We start from the raw sequence: 21,731 nt of genomic DNA on the forward strand, positions 1-21,731 counted from the left end.
TCTTTACAAAGTAAAATTATTGATATTTATCTAAAGCCTCATCTTAAAAGCAGCCGGAAATATATTTTTTTAATAACTTATTCAAATCTTTTATAAGCTCATTATGGCGCCCTGCTATTATCGTTAAGTCTTCTTGACTGATATCATCTGTAAGAAATAGTTCATAAGGAGTAGTATTGAGTGCATCTGTTATTTTTGATAAGGTTGCGGCGGACACCCATTTTTGTTTGTTTTCGATTGCATTGATAAATGCGATTGACACATCTGCCCTGAGAGCTAATTCCATCTGTGAGATTTCCAATTTATGCCGAATCCTTCTTATATTTTTAGCTAAAATAGATGCATAATCATAACTCATAATTAATAATACCTCCAAAATTTGATGACAGCAAAGAGCTAATGGTGTAATAAAATATTCTATCAGTTGAAGATCTGAATCTTAACTAATGGATAATTTAAACTTTATAGAAGAATTAGATAGCTATCTTGAAAATAAGAGTAATTTTTGATAATATAGAAAGTGTTAGTTTTATCCAATTTAATTAGGTATATAAAAGAATTCTTCTATTCATTATTTTACTTGAGTGAAGAAGAGATAAGCTCCCAAAATGCCTTGCGCAATATTGTTCAGGAACTAAAGCGGTGTAAGTACCCTGTATATCGTAATGATAATACCGTTTTAGCAGGCTTACCGATAATTATCTATGAGATTTATAGGATAAGCTTGCCCCTTAAACATATTTTACAAGAGACCATCTGTTCCAATGATATCAGGCTTTCAGGCGTTTTTTTAGATAAGCTGGTAGAGTCTTCATTTTCGGATAATCAAAAGATTCTAAAGGAAAACCTATCTTTTAGCAGCCGGATGGAAAAGATTTCGGATCTGATGAGGGAGGATTTTGACCAAAAACTTAAAGATCAAACAAACGAATTCGATGAGCTTATATTTTCCTTGACTGATCCTGTTTTTAGGGCCGTAGATGCTAAAATAAATAAACTGTTTGCATTTTTTGATTTTTGCAGTTTTCAATTTAATACTTTTTTTGCTTATTTTGATCCCGGTTTTAATACGATTGTAAATACGGACTCTGTGAGAGATCATTATAACTTTGAAAATGTAGATGGGATGACTATTATTCAAGAGATTCTTGATTTGGATTATCTTATTCGGAATATATCTGTAGATGAACAGTTGGTGGATGGAATCTTGTTTTTAAATTCCGCCCTTCCACAAGATAAGCAGCTTGATGAGGTTTATATAAAAAAGAATTTAAAGAACTTTTTTTCAAAGCTCGAAAATAGTCTGGGTAAGGATACGCTAAAAAATATTGCGAAATTGATTAAAAAAGATCCAAAGTTTGAAGATAAAACAAAGGCGCCTCGTGTTTTTTCTGAAATAGAAGAGTACAAAGCCCGTTTTACTGCGAATTTTAGTGCAGATACAAAAAAAATACTTAAACTAAGGCAGGATGCCCAAATGTCATCGCTTATCAGCGGTTTATTTGGAGATATTGAAATCATCAAGCTGGATGTCTATAACGAAGACTTGAACAGCAAAATTCAAGCTTTAACAGGCCTTTCATTAGATTGGATAAAACCCTTGGAAATTGTAAAAACATATACAAAAAATTTCTTTCAGCCTTCGATAGAGCCTTTTTTGAGGGAACTTTTAGTAGAGGGGCTTTTTGAAGACAAAAAAATGAAGTCCGACTTTGCGGCAAACTATTATTACTGCTCGGCTGTTGCAGACAAAATAGATGAACTGGAAAAAGTAATGTATGGTAAGAATGAGTCTTCTATAGAGCTTATAAGAGGCTATTTAACAAGAATTGAGGCCGGCGGTGATTTTGAAAGACCTTTATCAAAAATTATCGACGAGATTAACCTTCGTGCAAAGAAATTTTTAGAAGACTCAGGCAAGCACTATTTGGACCTTCTTAAATTTTGTAAGTTAATAATAAAGGATACGTATCGGCCGGTTCCCGAAAATGTACATAATATAACGGCAATGATAAATTCCACAAAAAATAAAGAAAGATTCGCTGTTTTTGCAAATGGAATGGAGAATTTTGAAAAAATGATCGAACTTTTAAAAAAGTATGTTGTTATCGATATATCGGAGCTAAATGAAAAGGCAGGTAAAAATTATGAAAACCAGTCCAAATGAAAAATTATTAAAAAAGGCATTGCATTCATGCAATAATAAAAAATATTCCGATAAAATTTCTCATCAAGAAAAAGAAATATTTGATTTAAAACAACTGTTACAAATTTCAAAAAGTTTAAATTCGGTTTTGGAATTTGACCGTCTTATTGAAGCGATATTATATATAGTTATGGCTCAGCTAAAAACCCTTGGAGCTGCAATTTTTACAAAAAAATCCTTTGATGATAGTAGTTTTGTATTAAATAGGGACCATTACGGTTTTGATATAATCCGCGATGCGCAATACTCTATAAATGTAGATCATCCGCTTATAAATTTTTTGGATAAATCGGATTCGGGATGCACTCCCGATGAGATAAGTAAGAACATAAAAACCGATAAGATAGTAAAAGACTTATTCAGCCTTAACCCTTCTTTTTTTGTACCCCTAAAAGCAAAAAATAGAATGATAGGCTTTTTGCTTTTAGGCGAGAAAATGGAAAGTGCTCATCAATTTACGGATTATGAAAAAAACATTATAGAAAACATAGCTTCCTTAGCTGCTATAGCCATAAACAATTCTCAGCTTTTAGAAATGACTACAACCGACATAATGACTCACCTAAAACTGAAACATTACTTTTTTACTCTGCTGATGGAGCGCCTCTATACTATAAATTCTTCAGGCGAAAAAAAAGAAACTCTTTCAATTTTGATGATTGATATAGACTTTTTTAAGAATATAAACGATACCTATGGTCATGCTGCCGGAGATATTGTTTTAGAAGAAGTTGCAAAAATAATAAAATCATGTACAAGGAATGCAGATACGGCTGCAAGGTATGGCGGCGAAGAATTTGTAGTAATGCTTAACAATACTCCGTCGAATGCTGCTATGGCTGTAGCCGAAAGAATAAGAAGGTCTGTAGAAGGGAAGTCCTTTGTGTATGACGGTAAAAAAATTAATGTAACTATTTCTATAGGGGTATCAAGTTATAACTTTGATCTTGAATCGGCAAAGACTATAGTAGACAGGGCAGACAAGGCTTTATACGAATCCAAGCAAAACGGACGGAATCGTGTAACATTATCCAAAAATAACTTGCCTAAAGTTTGATAATTTTCGATATTTTATAGTATGAAGTTTTTAAGAAAACCGTTTAAATATACATATAAGAATGCCGTACTTATCATAGCCCTGATAAATGCCGGTGTTTTTGTTCTTACAAGTCTTTTTAGAAATTTGAGTGCATATTTAGGGCTTGTACCTATTCTTGTAGTGGAAGCACAAACTTATTGGCAGTTTTTCACTTATCAATTTGTTCATGGCGACTTTTTTCATTTGGCATTTAATATGCTTGCCTTATTCTTTTTCGGCGTTCCCGTAGAACGCAAGATTGGAACAAAGGAATTTATACTTTATTATCTTTTGGTAGGGACAATTGATGGGATTTTGAGCTTTTTGGTATATGCTGCAACAGGATTTTATATTATTAGCCTTGTAGGTGCATCAGGAGCGATTTTTGGGGTTTTGCTTTTATATGCCGTAATTTATCCGAACTCAGTGGTCTACCTTTGGGGTGTGATTCCCGTGCCGGCCCCTCTTTTGATTTTAGGTTATGCCGTAATCGAGTTAATAAGCATTTTTTCCATGGGTGACGGAGTAGCTCATTTGACTCATTTTATAGGGCTCCTTGCAGGCTGGGTATATATAAGAATCCGTTTCGGAATAAAGCCTCTTAAAGTCTGGAATTCAACGGGACGGTAAAACTGTCCGATAATTAGGCTATGAGAAAGTTCATTGCGGTCCTTCTGTTTTTTATAAGTTTTTACCTGTATGCGGATACTTATTCCGGGGCTTCCGATAGCAATGCTTTGATTTTAAGGGCTCCTGTCTGGGTCTTTGTAGAAGAAGCGCCCAAAGGAATCGATGATGAGAACAAGGCTAAATTCACTCCGCCTAAAGAGGCCTTGCTTGAACTTTCAGCCTATATTTTATCGGGCATGACCTACGGTTTAAACTTTGTATATACTCCCTTAGATAAAAAACGTAATGTAGATGAATATTTTGAGCTTGAACCTGTTTTTAAACCAAGTACCGAAGATATAAAAATTACGGATGTAAGGGTTAAATATCCTTATTGCTATTCTTGGGCCGAATACGGTATCCCCGAATCCTATGCAGGGCATTTTAAACTTTGGACAAAAAATGCTCATAAGACAATAAAGGGAAGGGGAAAGGGAGACCGATTTGATGAGCTTGAAGGGGTCTATGCCGCTTATACCGACGCGGTAAAAAATGCCGTACGTGAGTATGCGAGAACCTTTTTAAAAAATAAACCTAAGGAAATTCGAGGGGCTGTTTTGATAAAATCTCCTCCACGCCTTTTTGTAGAATCGGGCTTTTTTAAGGCGGAGCTTGAACTTTATATCCAAATAGATGAAATCATAAAATATACGGTTTTTTAACTTATGAAGTTGATATCGGCACCCATGGCTGCAATAACTCACTCCGCTTTTAGAAGGCTCATAGCCTGCTTTAAGGAACCTGATGAGTATTTTTCGGAAATGATACATGCTCCCTCGGCTATTTCAGGCGGGGGTTTTGAAAAATGGTATTTTAGGGCAAATCCATCGCCTGAAAAACTTGTTTGGCAGATTACAAGCCCTGATGAAAAGTCCGCTGCTGCTTGTGTTCCTCTTTTGCTTCAATACGGAGGTTTCGGCATTGACCTAAATATGGGCTGCTGTGCCCCGCAGATTGTAAACACCGGAGCCGGTTTTGCATGGATGAAAAAGCCGCTTTCAGAGACGGCCTCATTGGTAAGCAAGGTCAAAAAAGCTGTTCTGTTGTATGATGAGCAAAAGGCCGGGCCGCAAACGGAGCCTATCCGTCTGAGTGTAAAACTGCGCTTAGGCGAAGAAGAAAACTATGATAGGCTTTTATCCTTTTGTAAGATGCTTGTTTCGGAAGGAGTACACTTGATTACCCTCCACCCCCGCACACAAAAGCAAAAATATTCAAGGCCCTGTAAACATGAGTACACAGCCCGCCTTGCAGCCGATTTAAGTGTTCCCGTTTACGGTAACGGAGATATAAATTCCCTTGAAATCTTAGAAAAAATCGGCTCAAAATATCCGTGTTCCGGCTGGATGATAGGAAGGTCTGCCGTGCAAAAGCCTTGGATTTTTTATGAACTTTCAAAAGGTATTTTAAAAAACGGAACAGCCGAAGATAAGGACGAAAAAATCGAAATAGATTTATTAAAAACGGCAGAACTCTTTTTAAGTTTTTTACGGGAAGAACAGCCTCAAGAGTTTTACCTTACAAGGGCTCAAAGGTTTTTTGCTTTTTTTTGCGATAATTTCAGCTTTGCCCACCACATAAAAAGCAAGGTTCTAAATTGTAAAAACCTTGACGATATGCTTCACAATTTAAGTGACTATTTTGAAGAAGTGCCCGAAGACAGACTCATAAGGGTTTAGTTCTTTTGATGCAAACATTCTAATAATACATATTCATAATTCAGTGTTTTTTCATCAGTTTTTCTTCATAAAAGATTGAAGGCTTTTCAATTTCGGAGTTAAGCTTCTTTAAGCCTTTTTCTTCAAGAAGAGTTTTTTCTCCCGAAAATAAGGAGCGGCCGAGGCCTAAGCCCTTTGCATTGAATTCGATACCCATACTTTCTACAACTGTGGGGAAAAGATCAAAGGTTGTAAACAGCCGATTTTTGTTCTTATCCGTTGTCTTTGCAGAATTTATAAAGGCATTGTAGGGATGCCTATCTTGTAATTTGACGGTCGGCAGGTATAAATCTCCGCCCATGTACAAGTGATCCCCTAAAATTACTATTGTGGTATCTCTATAAAAGTCCTGCGCTTTAGCCCATTCTACAAAATCATAGGCTTTTTTTGAAGCTCCGGCGTATACATTGTGTATTTTTTCAAAATAAAGGTTGGGGCATTTTTCATCGGCATAACCGTGGGGAGAATGTGTGTCGGCAGTAAAGAAAATATAGGCAAAAGGCTTATCTTCTTTTGAAAGCTCCGTAATGTCTTCCCGTGCAAATTGATAAAGCTTTTCGTCTTCAAAGCCCCACCAAACATTGTAGCCTTTAGGGATTCTTCCGTTTTCAACAAAGTAAGAATAATCTTGAATCTTAAAATTTTTATGATTGGTTAAAAAATTACCCAAACAGCCGAAATCTTTGTCTGCAGCCATACTGAACACAAGATTGTAGCCGTTATCATATAAAAGGTCTCCGAGTCCGTAACCCCCTTCTATAAAATTATCGATTTTTATTGAAGAAGTATTTAAAGATGAAAGTTTAAAAGAAGATGAATCAAAAGAAGGAAGATTTAAAATTAACGGAACTCCCATATTTAGGGAAGTAAGAGAGGCTATGGAATGAGAGGTTCCCATAACCTGGGTCCCTCCGCCCAATTTTTCACAGTGGCTGAATGAGAGGTTTTGTTCGGCTATCCCGCGTAATTCGGGAATAAGATCGTAACGGGATAAGCCTCCGAATTCTTTTGATGTAGCACTTATTTCCATCGATTCAAGGTAGAGGATTATAAGATTTCTCTTTTTTGGAGGAAAATTAAATTCTACCTTTGAAGGGTCTATATAGTTAGTTTCATAAAGATCCGTTGGAGGGCTTAATTTATAATAAACATATTGAATGTACCCGAATTTATATTGGCTGTAGCCTAAAAAAATACAAATGTAAATCAAAACATAAAGGCGGGGCCTTCTTATCAAAACAGGGAAGAGTCTGTAAGATTTTCCTTTTTTTGTTTTTAAAACAAGTTTTATTTCTTTTAGGATCAAAATGAGGTTTACAAAAGATAGGATTATCGGAATTACAAGAGCTTTTAAATAAAAACTTAGAAGAACTGCACTGCTTGTACCGTCAATGGGTGTTACGGCAGTAAAGATAAGCTGATCCATCTGGGCATGAGGGAAGACTCCCAAAAGCCAAATTATGAGCATTATAAGAAAAGTATACAGAAATACAAAAAGGCTTCCTAAAAAAGCCTGCTTTTTCTTTTCTTTTTTATTTGTGAATTCAATTTTTTCCCTAAGCATAGCACATCTTTAAAATAAAAAATTACCCTGTATACTTGTCGAAATATCCCTGTATAAATATGATAGGGGTTCCCTTGTCTCCGCTTCCCGATGTAAGGTCTGAAAGTGAACCGATTAGGTCGATAAGCCGCCGCGGGGTCGTTCCCTGAGACTCCATAGAGTCTATATGGGAGGCGGTTTCTTTTTGATGTTTTTCGATATATTCTGCGATTTTTTCCTTTTGTTCTTCTTCACTTAAGTCTTTGAAGTTGTTGTCTGCCAGATATTTTAACTTTACCTCATTGGGCTTGCCTTCAAGTCCCTTTGTATAAGCAGGTGAAACAACCGGATCGGCAAGCTCCCAAATTTTCCCTATCGGGTCCTTAAAGGCTCCGTCTCCATAAACCATAACCTCGATGGTTTTGCCGGTTTTTTCTTTTATTATAGCCTGTATCTTATCGACGATGATTTGCGCATTATGCGGAAAGAGTTTAATCCTGTCCTCTCCTGACTTATTGGAACCCAGAAGTCCGTAATCCGAATTAAAGCCGCTTCCCTTTACCGGGCTGCTTAAAATATCGTCGAGGCCTAAAACGGTCTTTGCTCCGGCCTTTTTTAAAAGTTTTTTTGTTCTATTCCGTGTATGAATATCGCAGGCTAAAACTGAATCTGTGTATTCTATTATTTTTTTCGGATCATTGGATAGGATTACAAAGGATTCGGGATTATGCTTTTTGATTATCGAATCATAATATTCTATATAATCCATTCCTGTGAATTTATGCTTGTGGTCTCCGAATTTGCTTCTAAATTCTTCTCTTGTAAAGGAATTTGTCCATGGATTTACATCGGAGTCTTCAAAAACATCCGGGTCAATCAAGTGATTGCCTACCTCATCACTGGGATAGCTTAACATGATGATGAGTTTGTTTTTTGAGCGGGCTATGCCTTCCAAACAAACCGAAAAACGGTTCCGGCTTAAAATCGGAAAAATTAGGCCTATACATGAGTTTCCGAATTTTGCCTTTATGTCGGCTGCTATATCGTCGGCTGTTGCATAGTTCCCCTGTGCACGGGCTACTATGGATTCTGTGACAGAAAGAATATCTTTATCTTTTATTGTAAAGTTTTCAGCTTTTGCGGCATTTAAAAGAGTTTCGGCTGCAATTGAGGCTATGTCATCTCCCTCGCGGATTATCGGAGCAATCAAACCTCTGGATGTAGTTCCTACAAATTTCTTCATTTTGAACCTCAGAAAAGTATTATAGGTGCTTTTTTTTTGTTTGTCAATAAGTTTTAAACGAGGCATTTCAGATAGACTATCTTTCATTCTATTGAAACTATTTTATATATAATATATACTATTACACATGTTTGAAAAATATGCTATTAAAATTCCTAATATTTTACTTCCAAACAATACAATAAATATGGAGACTTGGTCAGTAATCGCTTGCGATCAGTATACCCAAGACCATGATTATTGGAAGAAGGTGTCTTTAATTACAAAAGATCAAAAATCGACTTTAAATCTTATATTTCCCGAAATATATTTAAATAATTTTTCAGAAAAACAAAAACAAGAGTATATTTTAAAGATACATAAAGACATGTTAAATTACCTTGAAACAGGCATATTTAACTATATAAAAAACTCTATGATATATGTAGAACGTAAAACCGAATATAATCATTTGAGAAAAGGGCTTATAACATGTATTGATTTGGAAAATTATGATTGGAGAGCCTCTTCACGAACAATGATACGTGCAACAGAGGAAACCATATTAGAACGTATTCCTGCAAGAGTAGATATAAGGAGGTCTGCACCGATTGAAACTCCGCATATTATGCTTCTACTGAATGACCATAATAACCGTCTAATAGAAGGTATAGGCGATTATTTGTACAAAAATAAAATAGACCCTATTTATGATTTTAATTTGATGATGAATTCCGGTAAAATAACCGGTTGGACTGTTAATGAAGGAGCTTTATATTCACACATAGAAAAGGAACTTGAATGTATATATGATGAAAATAAAGACGAAAAAGGTATTTCTTTTATGTTTGCGGTAGGAGATGGTAATCATTCTCTTGCAACTGCGAAGGCTGTTTGGGACGAATATAAAAAGAAATTTGGAGGAATATCTTATGATGATAAGTCCATATCTGTTCCTGAAAATATAAAAAATCACCCACTAAGATATGCTCTTGTCGAGATAGTAAATTTATACGATAAAGACCTAATATTTGAGCCTATACATAGAGTCATTTTTGATGCTGATATTGATGAGCTGGTAAATTTCGTACAATCAAAATTAAGCGGCAGGATTATAAGATGTAATACTAAAAGAGAATTAATTGATATGGTCAATTTATCAAAGAATTGTTTCGGCTTTATATCAAAAGATAATAATTTTATTTGTTTACAGTCCGATATTGAATGTCTTGCAGTTACTGCGATTCAACCTGTATTAGATGAATTTATTTCTTCTGCAAATAAAATAGATTACATCCACGGCTGTGAGGAGACATTTCAACTTGCAGAGCAAGAAAATGCTGTCTCAATATTATTGCCGCCAATATCAAAAGACAATGTTTTTTCAACCATCGCTAAATACGGCCCCTTACCTAGAAAAAGCTTTTCTATCGGGGAAGCTGATGAAAAAAGGTTTTATTTAGAATGTAGAAAGCTTTTCTAAATAAAACCTCGAAGTAATTGCTGAGACAGATTAAAAGTATTTTGATAAAATTTCTTTTAATGCAGTTATTAAGTAATTGTTATCTTTTTCGTCTCTTACTGCAAGTCTGATATAATTTCCGTTTTCAAAGCCTCTTTTAGATGAAAGGTCTTTGATAAAAATATTATATTTTTCAAGCAGCGATATAGCTAATTTTTCGGGAGATATAGCATTATCCAATTTACACAATACATAATTTGCCTGACTCGGAAAAACGGAAAAACATTTTAGTTTTGAAAGTTCTGAAATAAAACGTGTTCTTTCATCAGCTATAAGATCACAGGCTGTCTGATATGTTTTGCTGTATTTATCATAAATTTGTAGAAAATATTCTCCAAATGAGTTGATGTTCCAGATACTGTTTGTTTTTTTGATTTTATTGATATAGTCGGTGTCGGCATTCGCTAAAACGCCCAATCTTAATCCCGGAATACCATAACTTTTACTTATAGATTTTATAACAATCAAATTAGGATATTTATTTAAAATATTTTCGTCCATAAGGGAATATCTCTTTTCTTTTTCTGCAAAATCTATAAATGATTCATCAAAAACGAGAAGAATGTTTTTTCTTTTTAACTCATCACAAAGCCTTATAACATCGTTTTTTTCTAAAAAGTTACCAGTAGGATTATCAGGGTTAATCAAAATCACTGTTGTTATATTTTCTTTATTTACACAGCTAATTATATCGTCAACAGAGTAGCTAAAAGTATCGGGATCGGTATGTATAGGGACTATTTCTCCATTTACTAACCTTTCAGGATACTCATTAAAAGTAGGATAGGGAATTGCAATCTTACCTTTGATGTATTTAGATATTGAAGAAATAAGCTCTGCAGCACCGTTTCCTACAACAATATGCTCAGGTAAAATATTAAATACTTTTGCAGCAAGTAAACTTTGCTGAAAAGCTCCGCTTGGATATTGTGTAAGCAAAGTCTGAAAACTGGATGTCATTTCATTTACAAGCTTTTGGGGCGGGAAATACGGATTTACAAGATAACAAAAGTCTTTTAGCTGCGGAAACCTCCAATAACCTCCATATCTATTTTGTAAACTATGTAGTTTGCCTACTCCGGTTTTAAACCGATCTTCTGCTATAGCTAAGTCTGCAGGATCATCAATTTCATACCAATCCTCCCCCGAAACAACAAAACCTTTTAGTACAGAAGCCGATAAAAAGGATAAAACCTTCAGTACTTGTTCATAATACTCATTTTTTCCAAAGGCTTTTTGATATGCTTCAAGAAATGGAATATAATATTCCTTACTGAATTCTTTTGAAAATTTATAAATATTAACTGTTTTAAAGTAATGATTTATATCATTCCAATTAAATTGTGCCTTATCCAATATGTTTATTATATAGTTATCCTGATCAAGCACAGTGCATGTACCGTCCATCCATGCTTCAAATGGAGATACGACGGCAATATTCTTATCATTATTCTCAATAATATCTTTTATGAGAGCCGGTTTAAAAATTAAATCACTTTCAAGAAGGATGGTATCATCCTTTGCCATTTCATTACAGGCAAGATATAACGAATAAATATTATTTGTTTTATCATATATAGGATTTTCTATATACTCAATTTTCATCCCGTTTAAATTACTTTCATTAAATTTTGAAGAAATGAATTCTTTTAAAATATCGCCTTTATATCCTATAACAACTATCAGTTTATCAATTTTATTTGGAATCAAAGCCTCGATAGTATATTCAATCAATGTTTTTCCGTTTACGGGAACCATGCACTTAGTTGCATCTTTTGTATAATTCCGAAGTCTTTTTCCCATTCCTGCTGCCAAAATAATTGCCTGCATTTTACTCCTCCAAAAATAAATTAAGTATGAATTTACTTGTTTTATGTCTAAAATTGATTATAAGTGGCGGTATATATTTTGTCAAGTGAATATTTATATCATATTTACAAGCCGGCTTTTATGTAACTTTTTGTATTTTAATCTGTATTTTAAGGTAAATGGTAAATTGAAATAAAGGCTTTTTCTAAAGCCCTTATTTTAAATACCGATAAATTTAGGAGATACCTATTTTTATTTTTGGAGGGGGGTATGAGTTATAATAGTCAGGCTGCAGCAGCTTATAAAGAAACAAGTGTTAAAACGGCAAGTCCGGGTTCTCTTATTCTTATGCTTTATACTGAGGGGATAAAAGAAATAAATCTGGCAATTTCAAAGATGCGTGTGCCTAAGATTCCTGCAAAGGATATAGAAGCCATCAATAATCACATAATTAAGGCTCAAGAGATTATAACGGAGCTTATGGCAGCCTTAGATATGGATATAGGCGGAGAAATAGCTGCAAATCTTCTTTCAATTTATTCATATTTTAATCAACAGCTTTTAACTGCAAATCTAAAAAAAGACTATAAACCCTTGTTGGATGTAAGCTCTATGATGCAGGAATTATACGAAGTATGGAAGCAAATTCTTGAATCTCAGCCTGTACCTCAAAGGTCTGAGGTTTCCGTAGGTGTAAACATAGCCGGATAAGGAGATTCTTATGAAGCAAGTATTAAGCCGACAAGAAATCGATCAGAGGGTGGCTGTTCTCAAGAGGTTTAAAGCCCTTTTACAAGAACAAAGAAAAAAATTCAGTGACTATCTTGTTGTTCTTGAAACGCAGGAACGCAGTATTCATGAGGAAAATATAGATGCTCTTGTGCATCACACGGAGTTGGAGCAGTCTATAATAGGGGATATTTTTACAATTCAAAAGGTAATAGACCCGATAGAAGAAATGTACCGTTTAGGTATGCCCGATAAGGACGATACCGAGGTTGTAAGGCTTAAATCCGATCTTAACAAACTTCAATCCCAAGTAATTGATCAAAACCAAAAAAATAGAGAGCTTTTGCAGTCCAGAATGGCCGATTTACGCCAAGAGATGATATCTATAAAGCCGGACTATCGATACTCCAAACAAGCTCTTTCAAAGCAAGAAGTTTCTGCAAGTTTGGTGGATATCAGCATTTAATTCTTAGCTTTTAAATATTCAATATCTTCTTTTATTGTTTTAGCTCTAAAGGAATTAGGAGCTTTTTTTAAGGCTTCTTCAAGATATCCCAGTATCGTTTTTATTGGAGCATTCGGCAGTCGGGAATAAAATGAAGCTATATTGCACAAGGTAAGCTGCTCTTCTTCGGGGCTTAAAAAACCCGTTTCTAAAATCTTTTTTAATTCTGCTATTATTTCCGTATATTTTTGCTGTTTAAATAAGGGTTCTATGTTTAGGCTGGTTCTGGCAAGTATAAATGAGCCTACTAAGCCACTTTCGTTTAAAGGATCACTGTTTATTCCATCATCAAAAAACTGCCTATATTTTTCGGAATCGACAAGATAAATTTTTTCAAAAAATGAATTTATAGCTTTTATTTTTTCGGGGCCGTTTACCTCATTGATGTTTTTTCGTAAATTTTCTACGGTTAGCCTCTTTTCCTTTAGTTTATTCAAATGGTCTAAAAATGAAGAGGAATTATTAACTTGTTCAGGAATCAGATCCGAATGGTAAACGTCTCCATGTTCATTCATCAAGCAAAGATAGGGTACTTGAGTAATATTATAATCGGAAAAAAGAATATAGTTTTTTTCCAATTGGACCGAATCAGCCGAGCCGGCTTCTTTTACTATATCTATATTATAAAAAATAAAATCCTTATTTATCTTTGAAAATAAGCTGTCCGTAAAAACATTTTCCAATAAGTTTTTACTTTGCGGATCCGTATCGGAGGCGCTAAAAAACATGAGGCCTTGCTTTTTTGATAAGGCTATGTCCTTTTCGATAGTTGAACCGTCTGTTTTCCAATTCTTTTGTATGCTTGAACAGCTTGTAAGAAACAGAATAAAAAAGGCAAACATACAGATTTTCATAAGATTTATAAATTTCATATTAACTCCAACAAAACAAATTCTATTTTAGCATTCTAAACAAACTTAGAATAAAAGGCAAGGCCGTTTTTACCGAAATGTAGAGTAAAAAGCCGTAAGCTCCGATTTGGAGGATAGAACCTATCAGGGCTATAATCCTTTCTTTTCCCTTTAATTTGTAGAAAAGCCCCGTTCTTCCGGCCCAAGCCAAATATCCAGAAGCTATTATCGGAATACTCATGCCTACGGACATAGCTATTACTGCAAAGATCCCTAAGGCTAAGAGATTTAGGCTTACGGCCAAGACCAAAACAAGCATTGCTGCAGGGCAAGGATAAATACCGCTTAATAAGATTGCTCCAAGTTTAAGTTTTTTATGGTTTGAATCCTTTTTTGTATTTATATCCTTTACCGCATCGATTATTCCGTAAAGGGATAAAATTATTAAGATTAAAAAGGATGCCCCCTCCATGTATATCATTGCATCGTTTGAGCGTGAGAGGATTGCCCCTGAAAGGCCCTTGAAAATCATCATCAGGACTATGGCTGCTCCTCCATGCATTCCTGCCAGAGCAAGGCCTGTAAAAAGAGGTTCTAAGCGTTTTGATTCTTTTGTAAGGTAAAATGAGAAGATAATGGTTTTACGGTGTCCCGGACCTGCCGCATGTACCAAGCCGTATAAAAATGAAAGGGCCAGAATGGACAATAAAACAGCAAAATTTTTATTTTCTTTCCAAGCGTTTATATAGTCTCCCAGCTTTTGGTTTAAAATACGCTGCCCCTTTAAAATATTTTCTGAAGGCTGTCCCTGATATACGGGTGTAGGTGAATTTTTTTTCCCCGTAAAGGGATTTGCAGACAGCTTTGCAGATAGCAAGGCGAGATTAAGAATAAAAAGAATGACAAAAATACCTTTTTTTTTCATAAGTGTTTTAAAACCTGATTCTTACCTCTTTTGGATAATAGGTATTAAGGCCGGGTGCCCACTTATAATATATTCTATTATCATCCATCGCTCCCAGAGGGTCATAGTAAACGGGATAGTTTTTATTTTCAATAATGGAGTATGAGGGGCTTATTAGGCTCTTGTCATATATGAATTTTACGGCCGTATTTTCAGGATAGGTAATATCGCAAAAGAAAGTATAATCGTAACAGGCTAAAAAAATTTCCTGCCCCTTAAACCCGCTTAAATCTATAAAAAAGCGGTAACTTACAATCCCCTTATTTTGCCAAACGGAAAAGGAAGCCTTTTCAATATGTTCGGGACTTGTACGCTTTTCACCCTGTCTTATAAATGTAAAATAGTAGTAATTTTCAGTATAACTAAAAGCATTTTCGTATACATCAGCTGTTTCCGCTGCACTAAATACACCATCTCCGTTTAAGTCATAACCGCTTATAATATCCGCACTAAAAAATCTATCAAAGGTCCATGTAACATAGGCTCCTTTTAAGGTTTTTCCTGCAAAAATGACCTCAAGAGAGCTGGTAAACCACATATGAGGGTGAGAAAAGGATTGAAAATTTATCAAAACTAAAAAGATAAATAGCAGTATATTTTTTTTTGATCTCAACATATTTCTATCTTGCCGCCGGAACATAAAGTTAGAACAAATATTCTTTTGATATGATACAAAAAAGTTCTTGTTTTGTCAAAGGAAATAGTGTATAATATGAAGTATGAATAAACGAATACATGTAACAGGAACTATTACTTCCTCAAAAGAAGATTATCTCGAGCGGATTTATGACTTATCTTTGGTTGACGAACAGGTAAGATCGATTGATGTTGCAAGGGCATTGAATGTTTCTCGGGCAAGTGTTAATAAATCGCTTGGAGGACTAAAAGAGGACGGATATATTGAACAAGAACCTTACGGAACAATCACTTTAACAAAAAAAGGCAGAGCGGTTGCAAAAGATGTCCGTACCAGACACAATGCGCTTAGAACTTTCTTAACTCAAGTTCTTAAAGTAGATTACGAAATTGCGGATGTTGATGCCTGTGAAATGGAACATGCAATAAGCAAGCATACCGCAGATAAGCTTTATGCCTATTTAAAAAAACTTGGTATAACTGAAGAAGACTCCGACAAATAGTTTATCTTACTTGCCATTTTCCTCCAATATTGACCACACGCTTTGAGGGCAAAGAAAGGATTCGTCCGTCTTCCCCCAATAAGGAAACCATTTGGGTAAGGAGGTTTACCTCGGTAATCTTAAAGGTTGTGCCGTCATATGGAAATTTTGCGCCTTCAGGCGGCATTAATCTCCTAGCTTCTGCATACCAATCATATTCGTAAGAGAGGCAGCACAATAATCTTCCGCACTGTCCCGATATTTTTGATGAATTGAGCGATAGGTTTTGTTCCTTTGCCATTTTTATAGAAACAGGTTTGAGTTTATCGGTTACGCTATGACAGCAATAGGGCCGTCCGCAGCAGCCGAGGCCTCCTATAATGCGGGATTCATCCCTAACGCCTATTTGCCTTAATTCAACTCTTATTTTAAAAACGGAAACAAGATCTTTGACCAATTTTCTAAAATCAATCCTAGTATCGGCACTGAAAAAGAACAATACCTTAGGTTCATCAAGCAAAAAATGGCAGCCTATAAACTTCATTTCCAAGTTATTTAGGGCAACCTTTTCTTTAAAAATCTTGGCAGCTTCTTTTTCTTTTTTGTTGTTTTCCTCTAAGATAATCTCTTCTTCAGCATTTATTTTTCGAATAATTTTTACAACCTCATCCGGATTGGCATTGATGGGAGCCTTGACAGGACCTCCGAAGCGGGCTGCATCATTACCGTACCGTGTAGGCACAAGAACAAAGTCTCCTGTTTTAAATTCTTGATGTTCATCAGCTGTCGCATAAAAGCTTTCTTTTGAGTAATCCAAATTAAGCTCATATAGGGGTTGAGGAAAATCGTTGGGATTTGAGCTCATTTTTACAGGTCTTTGATCTTTATCTTCAAGAGATTCAATATCTTCTATATTTTCGTTAATATCATAATCCATTATTGCCCCGCTATGTAGTCAAGTTGACTAAAAGACCTTTTATTTCATCCAGTTTAGCTAAGATTTGCAGTTTTTCAAGTTGATTAAATAAAAGTTCCTGTGTTAGTTTATCTATTTTTTCATCAATGACTTTTACTATTACATAATTACGCTGTTTTAGCGGATTTAAACCGCCCGAAGTTACAGCTTTTACATTAAGAGAATGTTGCAGTGCAAAGTTTACAAAGCTTTTGACTGCTTTTTTATATTTGTTTATTGTTTCCTCATTTACGTTCTCGGACAGATTAGCCCCGCTGGAATAAACCTCGTCCTGTAAGACGGCTAAAATATCGTCTACAGCTTTTTTTCTTTCTTCAGGATTAAGACCTTCCAGTTTTTTTTCGTAATAGGATTCCTCAGACTCCTGAATATTGCTATCCAAAATTGTATCTAAAAAAGTTTTTTGCTTTTTTACTTTGGTATTTTCCGTTTTTCGAGCTTGATTTTTTTGAATGTGCGAATCTTTGGCTATTAGAGGTGCGGCGGTATTAAGAGCGGAAACATAGTTGCTTGTATCCACGGAGTTTCCCATAATTTAACCTCACCTGGAATGTACAAGAGCAGAAGCCGCGAGGCCTTGTCTGTTTTTGTATTCTTTTTCCGCCTTTTCAAATTCGGCCTGATTATCTATGGCAAAGCAGTAGCCGTGTAAAAATACATCATCATCTAAGCGTATTTTTTTTGTCAAAACCGAGCCCAAAATAAGGCCTGTTGACAAGACGACCACGCTTTCCGGAGCTATAACATCGCCTTGAACCATTCCGCCTATGGTTATCGACTTGGCATGTACGTTTCCTCGGACTCTTGCATTTTCTGCAATTATAACTCTTCCGGGAGTTTTTATGTCTCCGTTTATATCTCCGTCTATACGTAAAAATCCGGGTACGCTTAAGCTTCCGTTTACAAAGGTTCCCGGGCCTATGATTGTGTTTATGGAAATATCGTCAATAAAATCAGCCATGGCTATTTTTTTCTTCCGGTATTTTTTATGTTAAGATATTTCATAGGATCTACGACGTCGGAACCTATGTGAACCTCATAGTGCAAGTGGGGGCCTGTAGATATACCTGTATTGCCTACGTAGCCTATGACCTGGCCCTTTTGTACATGCTGTCCGCGTGTAACCCTAAATGAACTTAGGTGAGCGTATCTTGTAAAAAAACCATGCTTATGCTTAATAATAATGTAGTTACCCCAGCCTGAATCCGTTTCTACCGTAATAACCTGTCCGTCCGCCGTAGCCATAATCGGGTCGCCTGAGCGGCCTGTTGCAAGGTCTATACCGGTATGAATATACCATTGGCCGGTAAAAGGATGGCGGTTTTGACCGAAGGCCATCGTGATATGCCCGATGCCGCCCTTAATGGGCCAAAGACTCGGAATATCCGAAAAGAGGGCTGTTTGAGTGTCCATCAGTTTTGCCATTTCCTGTACGGGCTGAATGGTGTCCTGTAAATAGGCTGAAAGTTTTTTAAGCTCACTTACTTCTCTTGCTGTTCCTTGGGCCTGTTCTTGTACATTAAACAGGAGTGAAAGGTCGCTTGAATCATCGTTTTCTGTACCTGTTTCCATAATGGACTGTAAACCCAAAGATGTTAATGTAGAAGAAAGAGTAGATTGAAAATTCTTTGCATTTTTTAAAAGGTCATTGGTTTCATTTTTTAAAACGTTAAGACTGGCTTGAGTTTTACGTGTTTCTTCCTTTAGGTTGGCCAGTTTTCTGGCTGAAGCTACAGATTCGGCTGCAAACCAAAAAAATGAAGCTAAAATACCTACAAGCAAAACCGAAACAAAAACAATCGAAAAAATACTTGCCTGAAAATTTACAATCCGCTTTTGAGAATGCGGAACAACCATTACGGTAAGCTTTTTGCGTCCGCCGTTGATGAATTTCATTACACCCTTGGATACGCTTGTACAAAAAGCTTTAAAAAGCTCATTAAAATAGCGTACCAAGTTGTTTTCTGCCCGTTTATATGTTCGTGTTCTTGACACTTTAAACTCCTCTTTTGACTATACCATAATTAAATAATAAAAAGTACAGATTAAAATTCCAAAAATTAAAGGTATTGTCTTTCTTTTATCGGCTTTTTAAACCAAATTATTTAGCACACAACCGACAAAATATTATACAATAAGTAAGATTTTTTGTAAAGTCCTAAAAAATTATATAATCCGAATTGTGTACAAAGAATTGAAAATGTGCTATAATTCTCTATCTTTTTAGATGAATTTCGGAGTAAATATGGATATAAAAAGCATTATAAAAAATCTTCATCCTCTTGAGATTAAGGTTTTAAAAAATTTTAAAATAGGCGAGTATCTTGATAACAAAAAACTTGAGCTTAAACTTTCGTATAAAGAAGGCCATGCAAATCAGGTTTTTTCGTGGCTTAAAATGAAGGGCTTAATAAAAGAAACCGACCGCAAAAAACACATATTTTTTGAACTTACAAATATTGGAACAGATTTTGCCGAACGCGGTACTCCGGAACAAAGAATTTTACAGCTTTTAAAAGAAAAAGGCGAACTGAAGCTTCCTGAAATTGCTGACGCCCTTAATCTGGAAAATAAGGATGTAGGTTCGGCCTTCGGCGTTCTTTCAAAAGAAGGTGCCGTCAAGATGAATGAAGAAAAAAAGGCTTCCTTTGTGCAAGAACCGCAATCAAAACGCTTTAAGATAACCGTCGAATTGTTGAAAAAAGGCCTTAAAACCGAAGGCCATATCATAGCCGAGGAAGATCTTGATGATGAAGAACGCGAGATTATCAACTCAATTGCAAAAAAACGCGGAGCCGCAGACAGCCCCTATAAGATTGTAGAGCGGGATTCGGTTGTTTACTCCTTTACGGATGAGGTAGAAGCCATTCAAAAAGAACTTGAAGCAGAGGGTATAACCGGAGATGAGACGGGACAGCTTACAGCCGAAAGCCTAAAAACCGGAAGCTGGAAAAATCAAACATTTAGAAGCTACAATATAAATCTTCCGCCTGCCCGTATAATTTCGGGAAGAACCAATCCGTATTGCGACTTTTTGGAGGGAGTAAAGGACAAGCTCGTAGGCTTAGGCTTTGAAGAATTTGACGGACCTCTCGTAGAAACCGATTTTTGGAACTCGGATGCCCTTTTTATGCCCCAATTCCATGCCGCCCGCGATATTCATGACGTTTACTACATAAAAAATCCGACACATGCAAAGAGCATTGAAGAGCCCTTTTTATCCCGCGTTGCCGAAGTCCACGAGACAGGCGGAAATACAGGAAGCCGAGGCTGGAATTATTCTTTTGACAGAAACTTTACAAAACGCCTCTTGCTTAGAAGCCAAGGCACAGTTCTTTCAGCCCATCAGCTGGCAAAGGCTAAAATACCCGGCAAGTATTTCGGCATAGCCCGATGTTTCCGGTACGATAAGGTGGATGCTACCCACTTGTCCGACTTTTATCAAACCGAGGGAATAGTTTTAGGAGATGAGGTTAATTTAAAAACCCTTTTAGGCATCCTAAAAATGTTTGCCGTCGAAATAGCAGGCGCTACCGAGGTAAAATATGTCGGAGGTTACTTCCCCTTTACCGAGCCTTCGATTGAAGTGCATATAAAACACCCCGTTTTAGGATGGTTTGAGCTTGGCGGCTCAGGTATTCTCCGCCCCGAAGTATCCAGAACAATGGGAGTTGATGTCCCCGTATTGGCTTGGGGGATAGGCATTGACCGAATGGCCCTTATGGCCCTTGGCTTAAACGATTTGCGAGAGCTATTCAGCTCGGACATTGAGGGAGTCAGGCTCAGGAAGTAAAAAAAACACCTGAGGACGGAATAAATTTACTTTTTCTTTGGTATAAAACGTTTTCTTAATTCAGCTGCACTAGTATCTTTTGCGATAGCTGAGCCAGGTTGGTTGTCCACAATTTTAAAATTTAACTCATTGGCTTCAACATTAACTGCAGCCAGCCGTCCTGTTACCATATCTGCAGGTATAGCAATTAATCCTGAATCTATTTTAAGTTTAGCTATAAAATTTTCATATAAAATTTTTTGTTTAGTATTCATTTTAAAAGCACAAGAAGTAAACAACAAAGCGGACACAGCCAACAAAAGTACAACTGTAAAAATTTTTTTATTTTTCATTAATATCTCCTTATAGACACCTAAATATTTTTAGTTAAAGCCTTTAAGAAAAATTCCGCCCTTCTTAAAAACTTTGCAAGTGTCTATGGAGCTATACTATACTATACTATCTGTCAAGCCATTGTGTATCCTTTAGGAGAAGATTTATGAAATAGCAGGCGCTGCTGAAGTAAACGGCGGCTCAGGAAGTAAAAAAAGCCCCATCGGAGGACGGAATCTTCCGATGGGGCTAAAACTTTGCCTGATCAAAAACAGGCTTTGAAGTTAAATTTACTTTTTCTTGGGTATAAAGCGTTTTCTTAATTCAGCTGCGCTAGTATTTTTTGCAATATCTATGCCGGGTTTTTTATCCACAATTTTAAAATTTAGTGTCGCAGCTTCATCATTAATAAGATCAAGACCCTCTTTTACGACTTGTGCAGGCATTTGCTTATTTTTTAACTGGTTTTCATAATTGTCTATAAACTTTTCATAAAGTGCTTTTTGTGCAGCATTCATATTTAAAGCACAAGAAGTAAACAACAAAGCGGACACTGCCAACAAAAGTATAACTGTAAAAATTTTTTTATTTTTCATAAATAACTCCCATAATGCGATGTTTTGTACCCTATGTACAAAACTCATCAGATAAACAGTGAGGCTGAATTTCTGCCGAACTGTTTATCATAACTCCTTATAAAAACTTTTTGCAAGTGT

23 protein-coding genes are annotated in these 21,731 nt (G+C 35.9%); 10 read left to right on the forward strand and 13 right to left on the reverse strand.

What is annotated here, in order from left to right; genetic code table 11:
* Positions 1-43: 43 nt before the first annotated feature.
* Positions 44-358 (reverse strand): helix-turn-helix domain-containing protein, encoded by a 315-nt coding sequence (locus HGJ18_RS12135; RefSeq protein ID WP_253696803.1) that lies wholly within the window; start codon positions 356-358, stop codon positions 44-46.
* 162 nt (positions 359-520) lie between these two features.
* Between HGJ18_RS12135 and HGJ18_RS12140 the strand changes: the two genes are divergently transcribed.
* From HGJ18_RS12140 to HGJ18_RS12160, 5 genes are read left to right on the forward strand one after another with little or no spacing between them, the layout of a single operon-like run.
* Positions 521-2,167, forward strand: a complete 1,647-nt coding sequence (locus tag HGJ18_RS12140; protein WP_366793173.1) for a DUF5312 family protein — start codon at positions 521-523, stop codon at positions 2,165-2,167.
* The gene (dgcA, locus tag HGJ18_RS12145; RefSeq protein WP_366793175.1) at positions 2,127-3,263 is read left to right on the forward strand and encodes a diguanylate cyclase DgcA; all 1,137 of its coding nucleotides are present in this window, start codon (positions 2,127-2,129) and stop codon (positions 3,261-3,263) included. Before HGJ18_RS12140 ends, dgcA begins: the two co-directional genes overlap by 41 nt.
* Positions 3,264-3,284: 21 nt before the next feature.
* Positions 3,285-3,914: a rhomboid family intramembrane serine protease gene (locus HGJ18_RS12150; RefSeq protein ID WP_253696807.1), complete on the forward strand. Its 630-nt coding sequence runs from the start codon at positions 3,285-3,287 to the stop codon at positions 3,912-3,914.
* A gap of 20 nt (positions 3,915-3,934) precedes the next feature.
* Positions 3,935-4,615, forward strand: a complete 681-nt coding sequence (locus tag HGJ18_RS12155) for a hypothetical protein (protein ID WP_253696808.1) — start codon at positions 3,935-3,937, stop codon at positions 4,613-4,615.
* A 3-nt stretch (positions 4,616-4,618) separates the two neighbouring features.
* Positions 4,619-5,632 (forward strand): tRNA-dihydrouridine synthase family protein, encoded by a 1,014-nt coding sequence (locus HGJ18_RS12160; RefSeq protein ID WP_253696809.1) that lies wholly within the window; start codon positions 4,619-4,621, stop codon positions 5,630-5,632.
* A gap of 40 nt (positions 5,633-5,672) precedes the next feature.
* Here the strand turns inward: HGJ18_RS12160 and HGJ18_RS12165 are convergent, their stop codons facing one another.
* Positions 5,673-7,235 carry an LTA synthase family protein gene (locus tag HGJ18_RS12165; protein ID WP_253696810.1) on the reverse strand — a complete coding sequence of 521 codons (1,563 nt, stop codon included), beginning with the start codon at positions 7,233-7,235 and terminating at the stop codon, positions 5,673-5,675.
* Between the two features lie 22 nt (positions 7,236-7,257).
* Positions 7,258-8,457: a coenzyme F420-0:L-glutamate ligase gene (locus HGJ18_RS12170; RefSeq protein WP_253696811.1), complete on the reverse strand. Its 1,200-nt coding sequence runs from the start codon at positions 8,455-8,457 to the stop codon at positions 7,258-7,260.
* Between the two features lie 127 nt (positions 8,458-8,584).
* Here HGJ18_RS12170 and HGJ18_RS12175 point away from each other — a divergent pair, with 127 nt between their 5' ends.
* Positions 8,585-9,919, forward strand: a complete 1,335-nt coding sequence (locus HGJ18_RS12175; protein ID WP_253696813.1) for a DUF1015 domain-containing protein — start codon at positions 8,585-8,587, stop codon at positions 9,917-9,919.
* Positions 9,920-9,949: 30 nt separating this feature from the next.
* Here HGJ18_RS12175 and HGJ18_RS12180 read toward each other — a convergent pair whose 3' ends face one another.
* Positions 9,950-11,788, reverse strand: a complete 1,839-nt coding sequence (locus HGJ18_RS12180; protein ID WP_253696816.1) for an aminotransferase class I/II-fold pyridoxal phosphate-dependent enzyme — start codon at positions 11,786-11,788, stop codon at positions 9,950-9,952.
* Positions 11,789-12,037: 249 nt separating this feature from the next.
* Between HGJ18_RS12180 and fliS the strand changes: the two genes are divergently transcribed.
* Both fliS and HGJ18_RS12190 read left to right on the forward strand, forming a co-directional pair.
* Complete coding sequence (gene fliS, locus HGJ18_RS12185) at positions 12,038-12,478, forward strand: flagellar export chaperone FliS (RefSeq protein ID WP_253696817.1); 441 nt, start codon at positions 12,038-12,040, stop codon at positions 12,476-12,478.
* Positions 12,479-12,488: 10 nt separating this feature from the next.
* Complete coding sequence (locus tag HGJ18_RS12190) at positions 12,489-12,962, forward strand: hypothetical protein (protein ID WP_002673209.1); 474 nt, start codon at positions 12,489-12,491, stop codon at positions 12,960-12,962.
* On the opposite strand, the gene HGJ18_RS12195 is transcribed toward HGJ18_RS12190, so the two are convergent.
* The 3 genes from HGJ18_RS12195 to HGJ18_RS12205 are packed head-to-tail and all read right to left on the reverse strand — an operon-like array spanning position 12,959 to position 15,432.
* Entirely contained in the window at positions 12,959-13,873 is a 915-nt protein-coding gene (locus tag HGJ18_RS12195; RefSeq protein ID WP_253696819.1) for a thioredoxin fold domain-containing protein, read from the reverse strand. The two genes, HGJ18_RS12190 and HGJ18_RS12195, sit on opposite strands and share 4 nt — an antisense overlap.
* A 22-nt stretch (positions 13,874-13,895) precedes the next feature.
* Complete coding sequence (locus HGJ18_RS12200) at positions 13,896-14,777, reverse strand: nickel/cobalt transporter (RefSeq protein WP_253696820.1); 882 nt, start codon at positions 14,775-14,777, stop codon at positions 13,896-13,898.
* A gap of 7 nt (positions 14,778-14,784) precedes the next feature.
* The gene (locus HGJ18_RS12205) at positions 14,785-15,432 is read right to left on the reverse strand and encodes a DUF1007 family protein (RefSeq protein WP_253696822.1); all 648 of its coding nucleotides are present in this window, start codon (positions 15,430-15,432) and stop codon (positions 14,785-14,787) included.
* A 103-nt stretch (positions 15,433-15,535) separates the two neighbouring features.
* Between HGJ18_RS12205 and HGJ18_RS12210 the strand changes: the two genes are divergently transcribed.
* Positions 15,536-15,955, forward strand: coding sequence for a metal-dependent transcriptional regulator (locus HGJ18_RS12210; RefSeq protein WP_253696823.1), 420 nt, complete (start codon positions 15,536-15,538; stop codon positions 15,953-15,955).
* A gap of 1 nt (position 15,956) precedes the next feature.
* Here the strand turns inward: HGJ18_RS12210 and HGJ18_RS12215 are convergent, their stop codons facing one another.
* Genes HGJ18_RS12215 through HGJ18_RS12230 form a run of 4 tightly spaced genes read right to left on the reverse strand, consistent with a single transcriptional unit; the run spans position 15,957 to position 18,905 of the window.
* Positions 15,957-16,871 carry a PSP1 domain-containing protein gene (locus HGJ18_RS12215; protein ID WP_253696825.1) on the reverse strand — a complete coding sequence of 305 codons (915 nt, stop codon included), beginning with the start codon at positions 16,869-16,871 and terminating at the stop codon, positions 15,957-15,959.
* A gap of 10 nt (positions 16,872-16,881) precedes the next feature.
* On the reverse strand, positions 16,882-17,442 hold the full coding sequence (locus HGJ18_RS12220; protein WP_253696827.1) for a YaaR family protein: 561 nt from the start codon (positions 17,440-17,442) through the stop codon (positions 16,882-16,884).
* A gap of 9 nt (positions 17,443-17,451) precedes the next feature.
* On the reverse strand, positions 17,452-17,871 hold the full coding sequence (locus HGJ18_RS12225; RefSeq protein ID WP_253696829.1) for a bactofilin family protein: 420 nt from the start codon (positions 17,869-17,871) through the stop codon (positions 17,452-17,454).
* A 2-nt stretch (positions 17,872-17,873) separates the two neighbouring features.
* Positions 17,874-18,905 (reverse strand): M23 family metallopeptidase, encoded by a 1,032-nt coding sequence (locus HGJ18_RS12230; protein WP_253696831.1) that lies wholly within the window; start codon positions 18,903-18,905, stop codon positions 17,874-17,876.
* Between the two features lie 250 nt (positions 18,906-19,155).
* Between HGJ18_RS12230 and pheS the strand changes: the two genes are divergently transcribed.
* Positions 19,156-20,703, forward strand: coding sequence for a phenylalanine--tRNA ligase subunit alpha (gene pheS, locus HGJ18_RS12235; protein WP_253696832.1), 1,548 nt, complete (start codon positions 19,156-19,158; stop codon positions 20,701-20,703).
* A gap of 26 nt (positions 20,704-20,729) precedes the next feature.
* Here the strand turns inward: pheS and HGJ18_RS12240 are convergent, their stop codons facing one another.
* Together HGJ18_RS12240 and HGJ18_RS12245 are read right to left on the reverse strand one after the other, a co-directional pair.
* Entirely contained in the window at positions 20,730-21,035 is a 306-nt protein-coding gene (locus HGJ18_RS12240) for a hypothetical protein (RefSeq protein WP_253696834.1), read from the reverse strand.
* A gap of 270 nt (positions 21,036-21,305) precedes the next feature.
* Positions 21,306-21,611, reverse strand: coding sequence for a hypothetical protein (locus HGJ18_RS12245; protein ID WP_253696835.1), 306 nt, complete (start codon positions 21,609-21,611; stop codon positions 21,306-21,308).
* Between the last annotated feature and the right edge of the window lie 120 nt (positions 21,612-21,731).

The sequence above is a fragment of the Treponema denticola genome (assembly GCF_024181405.1).
Lineage (GTDB): Bacteria > Spirochaetota > Spirochaetia > Treponematales > Treponemataceae > Treponema_B > Treponema_B denticola_D.